The organism is Terribacillus aidingensis (assembly GCF_900215625.1).
Lineage (GTDB): Bacteria > Bacillota > Bacilli > Bacillales > Amphibacillaceae > Terribacillus > Terribacillus aidingensis.
This window is the reverse complement of the sequence record NZ_OBEK01000002.1, coordinates 82,722-96,167: the sequence shown is the minus strand read 5'-3', so window position 1 is coordinate 96,167 and position 13,446 is coordinate 82,722. Positions and strand designations below refer to the sequence as shown.

Annotated in this window: 15 protein-coding genes and 1 other annotated feature (1 of these 16 cut by a window edge); all 15 genes read right to left on the bottom strand. The window is 43.9% G+C overall.

Going from position 1 to position 13,446, the window contains the following annotated elements:
• Nucleotides 1-41: a binding site (T-box leader), on the bottom strand (it extends 180 nt beyond the left edge of the window).
• Between the two features lie 69 nt (nt 42-110).
• The 15 genes from CRO17_RS05880 to CRO17_RS05810 all read right to left on the bottom strand — a co-directional run bounded on the left by CRO17_RS05880 (nt 111) and on the right by CRO17_RS05810 (nt 13,437).
• Nucleotides 111-611, bottom strand: a complete 501-nt coding sequence (locus tag CRO17_RS05880; RefSeq protein ID WP_077309727.1) for a DivIVA domain-containing protein — start codon at nt 609-611, stop codon at nt 111-113.
• A 72-nt stretch (nt 612-683) separates the two neighbouring features.
• On the bottom strand, nt 684-1,457 hold the full coding sequence (locus CRO17_RS05875) for a YlmH family RNA-binding protein (protein ID WP_097040302.1): 774 nt from the start codon (nt 1,455-1,457) through the stop codon (nt 684-686).
• Nucleotides 1,458-1,475: 18 nt separating this feature from the next.
• Complete coding sequence (locus tag CRO17_RS05870; protein WP_097040300.1) at nt 1,476-1,736, bottom strand: YggT family protein; 261 nt, start codon at nt 1,734-1,736, stop codon at nt 1,476-1,478.
• A 6-nt stretch (nt 1,737-1,742) separates the two neighbouring features.
• Nucleotides 1,743-2,186: a cell division protein SepF gene (locus CRO17_RS05865; RefSeq protein ID WP_097040298.1), complete on the bottom strand. Its 444-nt coding sequence runs from the start codon at nt 2,184-2,186 to the stop codon at nt 1,743-1,745.
• A 13-nt stretch (nt 2,187-2,199) separates the two neighbouring features.
• Nucleotides 2,200-2,880 carry a YggS family pyridoxal phosphate-dependent enzyme gene (locus CRO17_RS05860; RefSeq protein ID WP_097040296.1) on the bottom strand — a complete coding sequence of 227 codons (681 nt, stop codon included), beginning with the start codon at nt 2,878-2,880 and terminating at the stop codon, nt 2,200-2,202.
• Nucleotides 2,877-3,692 carry a peptidoglycan editing factor PgeF gene (pgeF, locus tag CRO17_RS05855; protein WP_245864676.1) on the bottom strand — a complete coding sequence of 272 codons (816 nt, stop codon included), beginning with the start codon at nt 3,690-3,692 and terminating at the stop codon, nt 2,877-2,879. The genes CRO17_RS05860 and pgeF overlap by 4 nt, the downstream gene beginning before the upstream one ends.
• Before the next feature lie 63 nt (nt 3,693-3,755).
• Nucleotides 3,756-4,019, bottom strand: a complete 264-nt coding sequence (locus CRO17_RS05850; RefSeq protein WP_097040294.1) for a YlmC/YmxH family sporulation protein — start codon at nt 4,017-4,019, stop codon at nt 3,756-3,758.
• Nucleotides 4,020-4,160: 141 nt separating this feature from the next.
• On the bottom strand, nt 4,161-4,943 hold the full coding sequence (gene sigG, locus CRO17_RS05845) for an RNA polymerase sporulation sigma factor SigG (protein ID WP_077309739.1): 783 nt from the start codon (nt 4,941-4,943) through the stop codon (nt 4,161-4,163).
• A 123-nt stretch (nt 4,944-5,066) separates the two neighbouring features.
• The gene (gene sigE / locus CRO17_RS05840; RefSeq protein WP_097040292.1) at nt 5,067-5,786 is read right to left on the bottom strand and encodes an RNA polymerase sporulation sigma factor SigE; all 720 of its coding nucleotides are present in this window, start codon (nt 5,784-5,786) and stop codon (nt 5,067-5,069) included.
• A 16-nt stretch (nt 5,787-5,802) separates the two neighbouring features.
• On the bottom strand, nt 5,803-6,723 hold the full coding sequence (gene spoIIGA, locus CRO17_RS05835) for a sigma-E processing peptidase SpoIIGA (protein ID WP_179636872.1): 921 nt from the start codon (nt 6,721-6,723) through the stop codon (nt 5,803-5,805).
• Between the two features lie 181 nt (nt 6,724-6,904).
• A complete protein-coding gene (ftsZ, locus tag CRO17_RS05830; RefSeq protein ID WP_097040287.1) occupies nt 6,905-8,074 on the bottom strand; it encodes a cell division protein FtsZ in 1,170 nt (389 codons plus the stop codon).
• A gap of 59 nt (nt 8,075-8,133) precedes the next feature.
• Complete coding sequence (ftsA, locus tag CRO17_RS05825) at nt 8,134-9,417, bottom strand: cell division protein FtsA (protein WP_097040285.1); 1,284 nt, start codon at nt 9,415-9,417, stop codon at nt 8,134-8,136.
• A 233-nt stretch (nt 9,418-9,650) separates the two neighbouring features.
• A complete protein-coding gene (locus CRO17_RS05820; RefSeq protein ID WP_097040283.1) occupies nt 9,651-10,418 on the bottom strand; it encodes a cell division protein FtsQ/DivIB in 768 nt (255 codons plus the stop codon).
• 436 nt (nt 10,419-10,854) lie between these two features.
• On the bottom strand, nt 10,855-12,042 hold the full coding sequence (locus CRO17_RS05815; RefSeq protein ID WP_097040281.1) for an acyl-CoA dehydrogenase family protein: 1,188 nt from the start codon (nt 12,040-12,042) through the stop codon (nt 10,855-10,857).
• Nucleotides 12,043-12,045: 3 nt separating this feature from the next.
• A complete protein-coding gene (locus CRO17_RS05810) occupies nt 12,046-13,437 on the bottom strand; it encodes an LLM class flavin-dependent oxidoreductase (RefSeq protein WP_097040279.1) in 1,392 nt (463 codons plus the stop codon).
• Nucleotides 13,438-13,446: the final 9 nt, after the last annotated feature.

The window sequence follows — 13,446 nt, the reverse complement described above, 5'->3', positions numbered from 1 at the left end:
AATCGGTATGGACTTCTTACTGTCCCGATCACAGTCTTTATATCTGAGTCATGTTGTTTGCTAATAATAGTAAGATTATATGTAAGTTTGCGAAAAACGTCAAGCGAGTCTTATTCCGCCGGCTCTTCTTGCGGCTCATAAGCTACTTCTGTCGCGAACAAACCATCCCAGTCATCTGTTTCAATCATCTCTAGCTGCGCTTCAACCAGCATCTTCAAACGAGTACGGAATACTTTTGCTTGTTTCTTCAGCTCTTCTACTTCAAGGGCAATTTGACGAGATTTAGAAAGCGACTCATTGATAATGCGATCTGCATTTTTCTCGGCTTCTTTAATAATCAGCTTCGATTCTTTCATTGCATTGCCTTTTACTTCTTCTGCTGTTTCTTGGGCTACCAAGATGGACTTGTTTAATGTCGTCTCAATATTATTGAAATGACCAAGGCGTTCTTCCAGCGTGCTTACGCGTTCCTCTAATTCCTTCTTTTCGCGGATGATGATTTCATAATCTTTTATCACCCTGTCAAGAAAGTCGTTTACATCATCTTCATCATAACCGCGGAATCCGCGGGCGAACTCTTTATTATGAATATCCAAAGGTGTTAATGGCACAACGGCCACCTCCTATTAATAGATCTATAATTGCTGTTATTCGACAAAGATAGCACAAAAGAGCTGATACCGCTACTTTAATTTTTCTAATGTAATACGCTGCTTGTCCTTCTTTGTCGTGCCTTTCACTTCCGTCAGCTTCCCTCTGCCTTTGCCGCGTAAAGAGATTAGATCTCCTTCGGCTAACGGGTAACTGACATCTTCGACTGTTTTAAAATTAACTTTGACTAGGCCTTTCTGGATGTTTAAAGATGCTTGCTGCCGCGACATTCGATACAGCTCCTTCATTACTGCATCAAGGCGGAGCGAGGAAACAGACGCTTCCATCTGCATCCATTCTGCCTGTTCATGACGAAATTGCGATGAATCCGCAAGCTCCCAGTTTACTTTCGCACGTTTCACTTCCGTCAAGTTGGCCCGAATGTACACTGCGATATCAGCTGTTGTGAACAGCTGCATAACGCCATCCTGAACGCTAATATCACCCAATTTTCTGCGATCTATCCCAAGAGACATAAATGCCCCCATCACATCGCGATGCTCCAAGGAGACAAACTTCACTGGGTAAGTCGCTACCAGCATCACAATATCAAAGTCACTGTCTGCAACAGCATCATAAAGCGGTGCAATGATGCCGCGTTTTCGCTCTGCCGCATCCGCACCGCCTGAAAAAGCCCACTGCAGCTCAGATTGTCCGCCGAGCAGCTGCCGGAAGATAAGCTGTTCCCTTGGATCAAGAAAATCGGTAACCCGCGGCTGATAAGTTCGCTCTACTTGTTCCATCCAGGAGAGAATTTGGTCAATAAAAGGACGTTCCTCTTCCCGGTAATGCTGGTAAATACTCACGCTGCTGTATACTCCTTATTAGAAAATCATGAAATAAACTGTCGTTACGCCACTCTGTGCTAGACGAAGTACGATAATCGCCACAAGCGGTGACAAGTCAAACATTCCAATCGGCGGAATGAAGCGACGAAATACGTCTAAATATGGTTCACAAATCCGACCCAGCATTTCACCAAATGCTGATTGTCTCGCTCCAGGGAACCAAGACATCAGAATATAGATGATTAACGCAAAAGAATAGACCGTAAACGCTGTGTTAATAATATTCAACAAAAGCATTTGCTTCTACCACCTCTTATTATACTCATCCTGTTCCTCAATCATATCGGTTATATTACCAGTAAGTTCGATATTGTCAGGAGCACACAGGAAGGTCTGGCTGCCTAGCTTTTGGATATCCCCATTCAGCGCATAAACGGTACCGCTGAGAAAATCCACAATTCGTTTCGCTTGCTGATGATCAACGCGCTGCAGATTGAGAACAACTGCTCTTCTGTTCACGACATGGTCAGCAATTTCCTGCGCTTCGTTATACGTCCTTGGTTCGCAAAGTACTACTTTTGATGAAGCTTGGACACTCTTCAAGCTGACAACGTTTTGGTTTTGACCGCGCTCCCGGCCGTTAGGATACGGTTCTGCTTCTTCCGCGTCGTTCGGCATTTCCTCCACGTACTCGTATTCTTCATCATCCACTGTAAAGAAGTTCCTCATCTTATTTTTGAAACTCATATTTTCACCTCGCTTATTCGTATGGACCTACAAGGGCCGAGCCGACTCGGATATGAGTGGCTCCTTCTTCAATTGCTATTTCGTAATCATTGCTCATTCCCATCGACAACAATGTGCAAGGTGCATGCGCCATCCCCGCTTCAGCAACTTTATCACGGAGCTGCCTTAACCCCCTGAATACCTGGCGAAGCACATCTTCATCCTCTGTGTGAGGCGCCATTGTCATCAGTCCTGCGACTTGTATGGCAGGAAATGCTTCCAGCTGCTGAATAAAAGAAAGCGTCTCATCTGGTGATACACCTGCTTTTGTTTCTTCGCCGCTCACATTAACCTGCACAAAGCATTTAATTGTTTTCTCTGCACGTTTTTGAATTTCTTTTGCAAGTGACAGTCGGTCAAGGGCATGCAGATAGTCTGCCTGGTTAATGACATCTTTCACTTTCCTGGATTGCAAACTGCCAATGAAATGCCAAACAGCTCTGTCTCCAATGGCCGCCTGCTTTTCTAAGAAGCCCTCGATCCGGTTTTCACCTAAATTGACAATACCGGCATTGACTGCTTCCTCTGATCGTTCAATTGTAACATATTTCGTAACAGCTAGGAGTGTAATATCCTCATAATTCCTGCCTGTTTTAGCAGCTGACGCTTTTATCTTTTCTTGTATTTGTGCGAGATTTTCTTGTACTGTGTTCATACATGCTCCTCTTTCATTCCGATAAAACCAATCATCCTGCCTGTTTTACCTTGATCTTGCCGATGCGAATAAAATTCCGGCATTTCATATGTACAAAATGGCGCTGTAATAATATGCGCATCCTTCACCCCAGCGTCCAGCAAGTACAGTCGGTTTAACGCTTGCAAATCTAAATAATACTTATGATATTCTCCGCTCGCAGTGAGTACTTGCTCACGAAATCGCTCCGGAATCTGCTGGAAGATACGATCATCCACTTCGTACTTGTGCTTCGAAATACAAGGACCAATCATTGCTTCCATAGTAGCAGGAGCGGCACCTTGGCTGCGTAGTGCTGCAATCATCTTTCCTGCCATGTTACCGACTGTGCCGCGCCAGCCGGCATGCGCCATGCCAATCCAACCCGTTTTTGCATCCAAAAAATACAGCGGGACACAATCTGCAAAAAAAGCTGCCAGAAGCAAGCCCGGTTCATTCGTTATCAGACCATCAACTGACGGAATACTATCTGATAATAATTTGCTGCCCCGTCCTGCATCTTTCTTTTGAACAACTGCAATCTCTGTACCATGCACCTGCTCGCCCAGAACCCAATTCGCTAGCGGAAACGCTATTTCATCTGCAAGCAGCTGACGGTTCTGAATAACATCCGCATCCCGATCACCGACATGCAGTCCCATATTAAGACTATCAAATGGTGATTGACTCACCCCATTGTTTTTTGTTGTAATGCCGCTTACTATCCTATTAGGAGCTGACCAGCCGCCAAGCTCCATATACAATCTTTGTTTATTGGAAGCTGCTTTTCTCATATGGTACTCTCACTCCTCTAATTGCTTTAATAGTACCATATTTCAGCTTTGTACTGTATAGGATTACTTTCCCTCTTCTTCTGCAGCAGGTACAGCTTCCGGGCTTTTAATCAAGATAACATCTGTTCCGATTGTAATAATCTGATGCCAAGGAACGACTAGCTCTTCTTCCTTGCCAAACAACCCCATCGTTTTTCCTCTGAGGGTGACCACAATTGCTGCTATATGACCATTCTGCTCATTAATCTCTAAATCCGAAACATTTCCTACCTTTTTCCCGTTTTCCATCAAAATGATGTCCTTCATCTGCAATTCGGTTAATGTCATCTAAGTCAGACCCCTTTGCTGTTTTATACTATTCTATGCGGCCAAGCTGATGATATGGCAATTATTATGAGGGAAGTAGTTTCTGAAGCGGGGATTAAAGTACATTTCTATATAAAAAAAGACACCTATTAAAGGTGCCTCTCATTCAAACATCTGTTTATTCATTTCTTCGATTGCTGCTTTCTCCAGTCTGGACACTTGCGCTTGGGAGATGCCGATTTCATCCGCCACTTCCATTTGTGTTTTGCCCTGGAAAAAGCGTTTGTTCAGTATCATTTTTTCTCGTTCATTCAAGCGATGCATGCCTTCTTTGATTGATAGGTTGTCAAGCCATGTTCCATCGTTTTCAGACTCATTTCGCAGCTGATCTAAAACGAAAATCGGATCTCCGCCATCATTATAAATTGGTTCAAATAAGGAGACCGGATCTTGAATAGCATCCATAGCAAATGTTATGTCAGAAGGCTCGATACCGAGCTCAGCTGCAATTTCTGCTGTCGTAGGATCCTTGGAGGTCTTGGCTATCAACTGTTCGCGTACTTGTAAGGCTTTATATGCCGTATCGCGTAATGACCTGGATACACGAATCGGATTATTATCCCTTAGGTAACGGCGAATTTCACCGATGATCATCGGCACTGCGTATGTAGAAAAACGCACATTATGCTTCAAATCAAAATTATCTATGGATTTCATTAGTCCAATACAGCCTACTTGGAAAAGATCATCGACATACTCCCCGCGATTATTAAACCGCTGAATGACACTGAGCACGAGACGAAGATTTCCATTTACGAGTTCTTCCCGGGCTGATATGTCGTTCTCTTGCTGCATGCGGATGAATAGTTTTTTCATTGCATCATTTTTAAGTACTGGCAGCTTCGAAGTGTCTACACCACATATTTCAACTTTTTGTCTCGACATGTTCTCTTTCCTCCCGATTGAAGATACGATCAAGCACAGTATCTCCTCGCGGGAAATTTTTTATGCAGAGACAAAAAGTGCCTGCTATTGTCCACGAAGGACAAACACAGGCACCAGTTGGGCTTAAAGCATTTTATTAAATTCTTTTTGCAATCTTCTTATAATCTTCTTCTCCAATCGGGAAATATAGGATTGGGAAATGCCAAGCATATCTGCCACATCCTTTTGGGTCATCTCTTCCTGCCCGATCAGTCCAAACCGAAGCTCCATAATTTGCTTTTCTCTGTCATTAAGCTGTTCCAAAGCTTTTTTCAGCAGATTTTTATCTACGTTTTTTTCAATATCTTTCGTGATAATATCATCATCTGTTCCTAGCACATCCGATAATAGTAATTCGTTTCCGTCCCAGTCTATATTAAGCGGTTCATCAAAGCTTATCTCTGATTTCAGCTTGCTGTTTCGGCGCAAGTACATGAGAATTTCATTTTCAATACAGCGTGAGGCATACGTTGCGAGCTTGATTTTCTTTTCTGGGTTAAATGTATTAACAGCTTTAATTAAACCAATTGTCCCGATACTAATTAGATCCTCAATATTGATTCCAGTATTTTCGAATTTTCTTGCAATGTAAACGACGAGACGGAGATTACGTTCAATAAGCATCGCTCTTGCTGATTTGTCACCTGTAGGCAGGAGCTGCAGCAGTTTGAACTCCTCCTCCTTCGATAACGGTGGCGGCAATGCCTCGCTGCCGCCAATATAATAGATTTCCTTTCGTTTGATTCCTAGCTTTACCAGAAGTTTATACCACCAGATTTTGAGCTTCCATGCTTTTGTTTTCATATTAATCTCCCTTCTTTTATCCTACTTGCGTGCTGGTATCATGTACGAGTGACGGATGCAGCAGACAGTGATAACGCCGATCTGCAGTGAGACTGCCGAATTGGATACCGATCCAGACCCGATCTGTTGCTACTGATCCTTTATCTAGTTCAATTAAGATAGAATCCGGCTTAAGGACAAGCATCAGAGCCCCTTCTCCATTTACACCTTGATAGGGGACAACCGAAAAATTATAAGGCCAGTTATCCGGCAGCACGTCCAAATCCAGTTCCTGGTTCGCTTGAGACAATAAGTCCCACTCTTCCTCACCGAACCAATTTTGCAGAAAATGCTGATCACAAATGACAACAGGCCGCTTTGTCATCGGATCTGTTAAATGGTTTCCGCTATCAATAAAGCCCGATGTTTTATGTGTGATGCCATTAATACTAACTTGCACGTCATGAATTTGGTCGTAACGAAATTGTTCAAAACGCTGCTTGTCCATTCTGTTTTTCGTAAAAAATAACGCGACTGGAAATGTGACGATGACAAATATCCAGCTGATGTGGTCTCCATACCCAGTGCTTACAGTCAAGAAGGAGGAAGGCGTGAATGCTAACTGTGTTTGCAGCATATAATGAACGGCGAATAAACTGCCGCCTACTGCGAAGGTTACAAAATAAAAAAGTAACAGCAACTTGATAAAACGTGCGATGGAGCGATATCCGAAAGCACACCAGATAATAGCCATAGAAAACACCAGCTTGCCTGCGGGGTGTGCTGCGATACTTTCCGGAAAGTAAACAGTCACAGGTACGATAAGCGATGCAAGGAGTGCACCTAGGAAGACACGCAGCTTACTTACTTGCAATCTCGCAATTGCTTGTGTACTTAAGAGCAGCAGCCAGTCCAAAAATAGATTGAGCGTCCAGACAGCATCAAGATAGATTGTCACATCAGCCCGTCCTTTCATCCTTAATAGATGAAGTTAGTATAACGGAGCAGGCATTCAAAAGCTGTCAGTTTATGCCTGTTACGTTCCACTATTTTTATGTCTTTTCCGGGCTTTTTGTCTAACGTTTTTTTGCATATAAAAAAAGGATAGCATCTTTGGATGCTATCCTTTGCCTGTTTGCTTATCTTCTGCGGTTGCGGTTGCGAAGGAATGTAGGAATATCAAGTGTTTCCTCTTCCTGTTTACGCGGCTGCGGTGAAGAAGAAGGTGTCTCACGGCGAAGTTCTTCCCGCTCTCTTCTTCTTTCTGTGTTCGCAGGCTGCTGCTCTGTACTTTGTGTTTCCTTTTGTACAGGGCGTGCTTTTGGACGCGGCTGATTCATCGCCTGCTGAATCTGCGTCTCATCAAATCCTGTAGCAATAACTGTTACGACGATTTCATCTTTAAGATCTTCATTGATCACAGAACCGAAAATAACATTTACTTCCTGGTCAGCTGCACTTGTCACGATGTCAGCAGCTTCCTGCACTTCATATAAGCTCAGGTTCGCGCCACCGGAAATGTTCATCAAGACACCATGCGCGCCATCGATGGATGTTTCCAGCAATGGAGAACTGATTGCCTTTTTGGCAGCCTCTGTTGCGCGGCTCTCTCCAGTTGCAATACCGATACCCATAAGAGCAGAACCTTTGTCAGCCATGATTGTCTTCACGTCTGCAAAGTCAACGTTTATCAATCCAGGTACAGCAATCAATTCAGAAATACCTTGTACACCTTGACGCAGCACATTATCCGCTTCACGGAATGCTTCAAGCATTGGTGTATTTTTATCAACGATTTCCAGCAAACGGTCATTCGGGATAACGATCAGTGTATCCACACTGCCTTTTAACGCTTCCGTTCCGGCAAGTGCTTGTGTTTGGCGTTTCCGGCCCTCAAAGGAGAACGGACGGGTAACGATACCGACAGTAAGTGCACCAAGCTCTTTCGCTACTTGTGCAATGACAGGTGCAGCACCTGTACCAGTTCCGCCTCCCATACCAGCTGTTACGAAGACCATATCAGCACCTTGAAGCGCTTCTTGGATTTGTTCTTTGCTTTCCTCTGCTGCTTTTCGGCCAACCTCAGGATTTGCACCAGCACCAAGACCGCGTGTCAGTTTTGCACCGATTTGCATTTTCACATCCGCTTTGGATAGATTTAATGCTTGAGAATCTGTGTTTACTGCGATGAATTCTACGCCTTGGACGCCATGCTCAATCATTCGGTTAACGGCATTGCTGCCGCCACCGCCGACGCCGATGACTTTTATCGTTGCTAATGTTTCCATATTTGTGTCAAATTCTAACATCTTAACGTCCTCCTATTTACAATCGTTCTTCCTGTATTAAAGGAAGAATCATGTCTGTCTTAATCGAAAAAGTACTTGAACAGGTTAGCAAACCCTGATTCTTTCTTCTTCTCTTCGCCTTTTTTCTTTTGTGATTTAGCAGGTTTCGCCGGTCTTTTCTCCGGCTCGTCAAAATCTCCCTCAGATACTGCTGAGAAGATTTCCTTCCCTTGTATTCTCGCATTACGATAAGCAAATTGCAAGATTCCGACAGCACTTGTAAATTGGGGTTCACGCACGCCTAGGTAATCTGGAATTGCCAATCTGACGTTTGCCTGGAAGCAGTCTTGTGCAAGCTCCAGCATTCCTGGCATCATCGCCGTCCCGCCTGTCAGCACATAGCCTCCGGGCAGTTCCGGGAAGCCCATACGCTTGATTTCGCTATCCGCATAAGCGTAAATTTCTTCCACACGGGCTTCAGCAATGTCCGCTACATCAATCTGGGAAAGAGTTTGTTTTTTATTGCTGCCAATCATGGATGCTTCAAATGTCTCTTCTTCTCTAGCGTCGTCATAGAAAGCATGTCCATATCCCAGCTTAATTTCCTCGGCTTCTTCAGAGGACGTTTTAAGACCAATAGATATATCTTTGCTAATATTCTCACCGCCAAGCGGGATAACGCTTGTGGACATAAGCTGACCATTCCCAAAAACAGAAACAGTCGTATTGCCTCCGCCAATGTCAATTAAGCCGACACCTAGATTCTTTTCATCTTCTGAAAGGGCAACAGCCCCTGCAGCTAAAGGCTGCAGACATATATCCATTACTTCTAGGTTGGCTTTCTCGACGCATTTTAATAGATTATGTAAGACTGTACGAGAACATGTAATAATGGTCCCTTCCATTTCTAACCGTACACCGAGCATGCCGCGCGGATCATTGATTCCATCCAAGCCATCCACGATGAACTGTTTTGGAATTACATCGACGATTTCGCGTTCAGGAGGAATGGATACAACCTGTGCTGCTTCAATTACGCGAGAAATATCTTCATCATCAATCTCTCTTGTTTCACTGGAAACAGCAACTACTCCATGACAGGACTGCAGTTGAATCTGATTGCCATTGACTCCTACCACTACCCGTTCAATTTGCATACCGACCATTCGCTCGGCTTGTTCTACAGCATTGCGGATCGATTGGACAGTCTGATCAATGTCGACGATGGCGCCTTTTTTCAGACCGTTCGATTTTGCAGTACCGACACCGATTATGTTAAGGGAATCATGAAATACTTCCCCTATAATCACTTTAATTTTTGATGTTCCTACATCTAAGCTGACTAAAATTTCACTGTTGTTCATGTAAGGCACCTCCTAATCCTAGAGACATGTCGCCAAGAAATCCTTTAAATTTTAACTTTATTTTAGTATTTGTGTGCAGACACGCATAATTATAACAAATTCCACAAGGAAATTTGCCAAAAAACCGACATTCCGTAAGAAATTTTGCCTATTTTTTCGGTATTTGACTCGACTATACCGTATATAGCTCGTTTATTCTACATAAACCGACAAAATTCTCGGCATTTCTGTGCTTATTCGTCTTTTTCTTTTTCCTTTTTAGCAGGTTCAAAATAAACACCCGCTCCCATGTGCAGTACACCATTTACATCGGGATCAAGCTGCGCAGCGATACTCGGGTATGCCTCCATATTGTTGGCAAATGTCCGAATCGTGCCTTGCACTTCCATTCCGTCATTCATAAACAGCTGGATGACGTATTTGCTATCTTCCGATGGCTTATAGTGAATCTCTGAGATAAGTTTGGTGATTGACGCTGGAAGCTGATCAAGCTCTTCTGCCATTTCCTCCAGGTACTCATCATCAGAAAAACCATAAAGTATCGGAGCATCTGACTTTGGCTGCGACCATTCCTTCTCTGAAATGCTCCCATTGGCAAGCAGCGCACGATATTTTCCGTCCTGCTGCAAATATCCAACTCTGCCCAGTTCCGTCACTTGGATTGTAACGGTTGCCGGAAATTCCCGGCTGATCGAGACTTTCTCGACTTCTTCATTTTTCTGAATTTGCTTGATTGCTTTGTCCTTATCAATTCGCCAAATATTGTCCGATACAGTTAGTCCACTGCTTTGGATAATGACATCATCAGACAGAAAGTCATTGCCTTCCACCTGCAGACGATGAATATCGCTTAATGGAGATTGTAAGTAAACGATGATGGAAATCAGTACAAAGAAAATAGATAGATAGAACACAAGTCTTCTATTTGCTTTCTTTTTTCTAGCTTGCTTTAATTTCGGGATGCGATCTTCGATGGAAACAATTTTTTTCTTTTCGCTCATTTCCTCTTCTTCCTATGCTGTACAGTTGAAAACTGCTTGTATTGTAATTATAAAATTATAACACATTCATATAGCGGAAGTAGTCTCCAATCCATTAAATTGTCAAATATCCGCTAGTAAAAGGGGTTCTTTACCTAATTACATAAGAAGCCGCTAATTTCCTTCCTCCAAGACGAATAAATGATAACTTCCTTGCAGGATTTTCTTTTTCATTCTATCATGACATTCGATTGTATGCTTTCAGTTCTGGCGGTCAAAGGCTGCTTTTTCTTTTAGTAATTTTAGCCAAGTGGTTGAGCACAGTTTAGTAAAGACAAGCTTTATAAGAGATACAAGTCTATCACGATACCTTTCATACAGTACGGCAGAGCGATAAATTGCTGCGTAATACAGCCAACTACTCTATTACCCCTTTTCAGAAAGAAAGAAACCTCTTTTAAGTAGAGGTTTCTTCCCATAAATTATTTGATAGTCCAACAAGTTGTTTGGCAAGCAAATCACGTGCTAAATTGTTGGATGGCCCCATTACCATTCCCGCTCTGGCATCTCGGTAGAATCTTTCCAGCTTCCCAATCTTATAGCCGTATCCGCCAGTAATGTCCATAGCAATTTGCGCGATATCATTCACTGTTTCTGAAGCATGAATCTTAAATGCCAGCAAATCTTGCTGGGTGGAGGGGGCGAGCATTTCGTTGTGCTGAACTTGCAGATCAATGTCGTGACGAAGCTGTTTCAGCCAAGCAGTCAAACCCTTGTATTGAATAGCTGCTTTGGCAAGCAATCCACGAATAACTTGATAGTCACTTAGACTTTTATTCACATCTTGGTGGTGGTTCCGCTTGGCATATGCTGTAACTTCTTCTACAATTCCGCCGGCCAATCCTGTCCAGACAGAACCAAGTCCAAGCAAGTAAGCGACGCTATGCTCGATTATCATTTTGCCGCCTCCTTCACCCCCAAGCAAATCTTCCTCAGGTACGCGTACGCCAGCAAGTGTCAGTGATGCGCTATGATTGCCTCTCACCCCAAGCGCATCCCATTCCCCCCAGCTTATACCACGGTCTGTACCTTCAATAATAAAATAACTTAAGTCATCTGCTGCGTCTGCTTCTGGCGATCCAGTTTGTACGACATAAAAATCTGCATAGCCACTGCTTGTCGTAAAAGATTTTTCTAAATCCAGCTGATAACCACCTGGCGTCCGTTTTGCTCGACTGGCGTTAATCCAGTATCTGCCCCCGGATACCCGTTCACTTGTTGATGTTGTGCCAAATTGTCCTTCTTGTATCGGCAGCAGCCACTTTTGGTGCTGCGCCTCGGTACCGTGCCGATAAATCGCATCAGCCGCTTCAATGTGCATTGTGTACACAAGGCCAGTGGATGGACAATGCGCGGCGATTTTCTCTGCTATCACAGAGAATTCGGTATAGCCTGCAGCAAGCCCGCCAAGATGCTCAGGTAGCAAAATGCCATTTAATCGTTTTGCAGCAAGAGCCAGCATGTTTGCTTTCGGGAAAATCTTTTCCCGATCCAACTGGTCTGCGGAAGGAGCAATCACCTGTTCAACTACGGCATCAACTAAGGATTGAATGGTTTCTCGTTTCGTTTCTGCTTTATATGGCATATGTTACACCGTCTGCTTTCTAGACTGCTGCACTGCTTTCCCGGCTTGGCGTGCAGGATGGCGATCCGGCAGTCTGCTGTTTCCGCTTAAATTTTCTCGCAACGTATCTCCTTCGTATTTTTCTCTAATTCTGCCCCGCTTTTGTAAAATCGGCACAACGTAGTCAGCAAGATCTTTAAACGTTCCTGGTGTAACAGCATAAGCAATATTAAATCCGTCGACACCTGTTTGGTCCACCCACTCTTCCATCGCGTCTGCAACTTGTTCAGGTGTTCCGGCGACAACAGGACCAATCCCGCCGATACCGACAAATTCGGCAACTTCGCGTACTGTCCATTTTTTGTTCGGATCTATCTTGGTAAACGTCTCTACCGCTGAGTGAATCGCTTCATTCTCCACAAATCGCAATTCTTCTTCTGGGTCATAGTCGGAGAAATCGATACCGGTCCAGCCGCCTAGTAAAACAAGTCCCCCTTCATAGCTTGCATAACTGCGGTACTCCTTTAGCTTTTGCTGGGCAGCTTCTTCCGTTTCTGCCACAATTGGTGTGAACAAGCTCATGACTTTTACCTCTTCCGGATTTCGGCCTTGACGCTTTGTCTCCTCCCGCAGCTTATCTACATAACGTTTTGTCACGGTAACCGTCGGTGTACTGATAAATACACATTCAGCGTGTTTAGCAGCAAACGCTCTGCCTTTTGGTGAGGAACCTGCTTGGAAGAGTACTGGCGTCCGCTGCGGAGAAGGTTCGGACAGATGCGCTCCCGGGACTTGATAATACGTGCCATTATGGTGGATGTCATGAACTTTATCCGGATCGGTATACACCTTTCGCTCTGTATCTCGTACAACTGCATCGTCTTCCCAGCTGCCTTCCCAAAGCTTATAGCAAACTTCTACGTATTCTTCTGCAATGTTATAACGTTCATCATGTTTGATTTGTGTATCTAACCCTAAATTTCTAGCTGCGCTTTCTAAGTAAGAAGTGACAATATTCCATCCTACCCGGCCTTTTGTTAGATGATCCAATGTGGATACGCGGCGCGCAAAACTGTACGGATGTTCATACGTAACAGAAGCCGTTACTCCAAAACCTAAATGCTTGGTAACTTGCGCCATTGCCGGCACAACAAGCAGCGGATCATTGACGGGCACTTGAGCTGCCTGGCGTACTGCCCCTTCCCTGGAGTTTTGATACACATCATATGTTCCCAGCACATCTGCTAAAAACAACGCATCAAACTGTCCTCCTTCTAAAATCTGCGCTAGATCTGTCCAATAATCCAAATCCTTATAACGATGAGCTTGATCTTCCGGATGTGTCCATAAACCAGGAGATTGGTGCCCTACACAATTCATGTCAAAAGCATTGAGATATATCCGTTTCTTTGTCATTTGTTATTC

What these genes read in the sequence shown, in the direction of transcription:
- CRO17_RS05870 (WP_097040300.1), bottom strand. Translation starts at nt 1,736, where the DNA reads ATGCTTTTGTTGAATATTATTAACACAGCGTTTACGGTCTATTCTTTT.
- CRO17_RS05865 (WP_097040298.1), bottom strand. Translation starts at nt 2,186, where the DNA reads ATGAGTTTCAAAAATAAGATGAGGAACTTCTTTACAGTGGATGATGAA.
- CRO17_RS05860 (WP_097040296.1), bottom strand. Translation starts at nt 2,880, where the DNA reads ATGAACACAGTACAAGAAAATCTCGCACAAATACAAGAAAAGATAAAA.
- pgeF (WP_245864676.1), bottom strand. Translation starts at nt 3,692, where the DNA reads ATGAGAAAAGCAGCTTCCAATAAACAAAGATTGTATATGGAGCTTGGC.
- CRO17_RS05850 (WP_097040294.1), bottom strand. Translation starts at nt 4,019, where the DNA reads ATGACATTAACCGAATTGCAGATGAAGGACATCATTTTGATGGAAAAC.
- sigG (WP_077309739.1), bottom strand. Translation starts at nt 4,943, where the DNA reads ATGTCGAGACAAAAAGTTGAAATATGTGGTGTAGACACTTCGAAGCTG.
- sigE (WP_097040292.1), bottom strand. Translation starts at nt 5,786, where the DNA reads ATGAAAACAAAAGCATGGAAGCTCAAAATCTGGTGGTATAAACTTCTG.
- ftsZ (WP_097040287.1), bottom strand. Translation starts at nt 8,074, where the DNA reads ATGTTAGAATTTGACACAAATATGGAAACATTAGCAACGATAAAAGTC.
- ftsA (WP_097040285.1), bottom strand. Translation starts at nt 9,417, where the DNA reads ATGAACAACAGTGAAATTTTAGTCAGCTTAGATGTAGGAACATCAAAA.
- CRO17_RS05820 (WP_097040283.1), bottom strand. Translation starts at nt 10,418, where the DNA reads ATGAGCGAAAAGAAAAAAATTGTTTCCATCGAAGATCGCATCCCGAAA.
- CRO17_RS05815 (WP_097040281.1), bottom strand. Translation starts at nt 12,042, where the DNA reads ATGCCATATAAAGCAGAAACGAAACGAGAAACCATTCAATCCTTAGTT.
- CRO17_RS05810 (WP_097040279.1), bottom strand. Translation starts at nt 13,437, where the DNA reads ATGACAAAGAAACGGATATATCTCAATGCTTTTGACATGAATTGTGTA.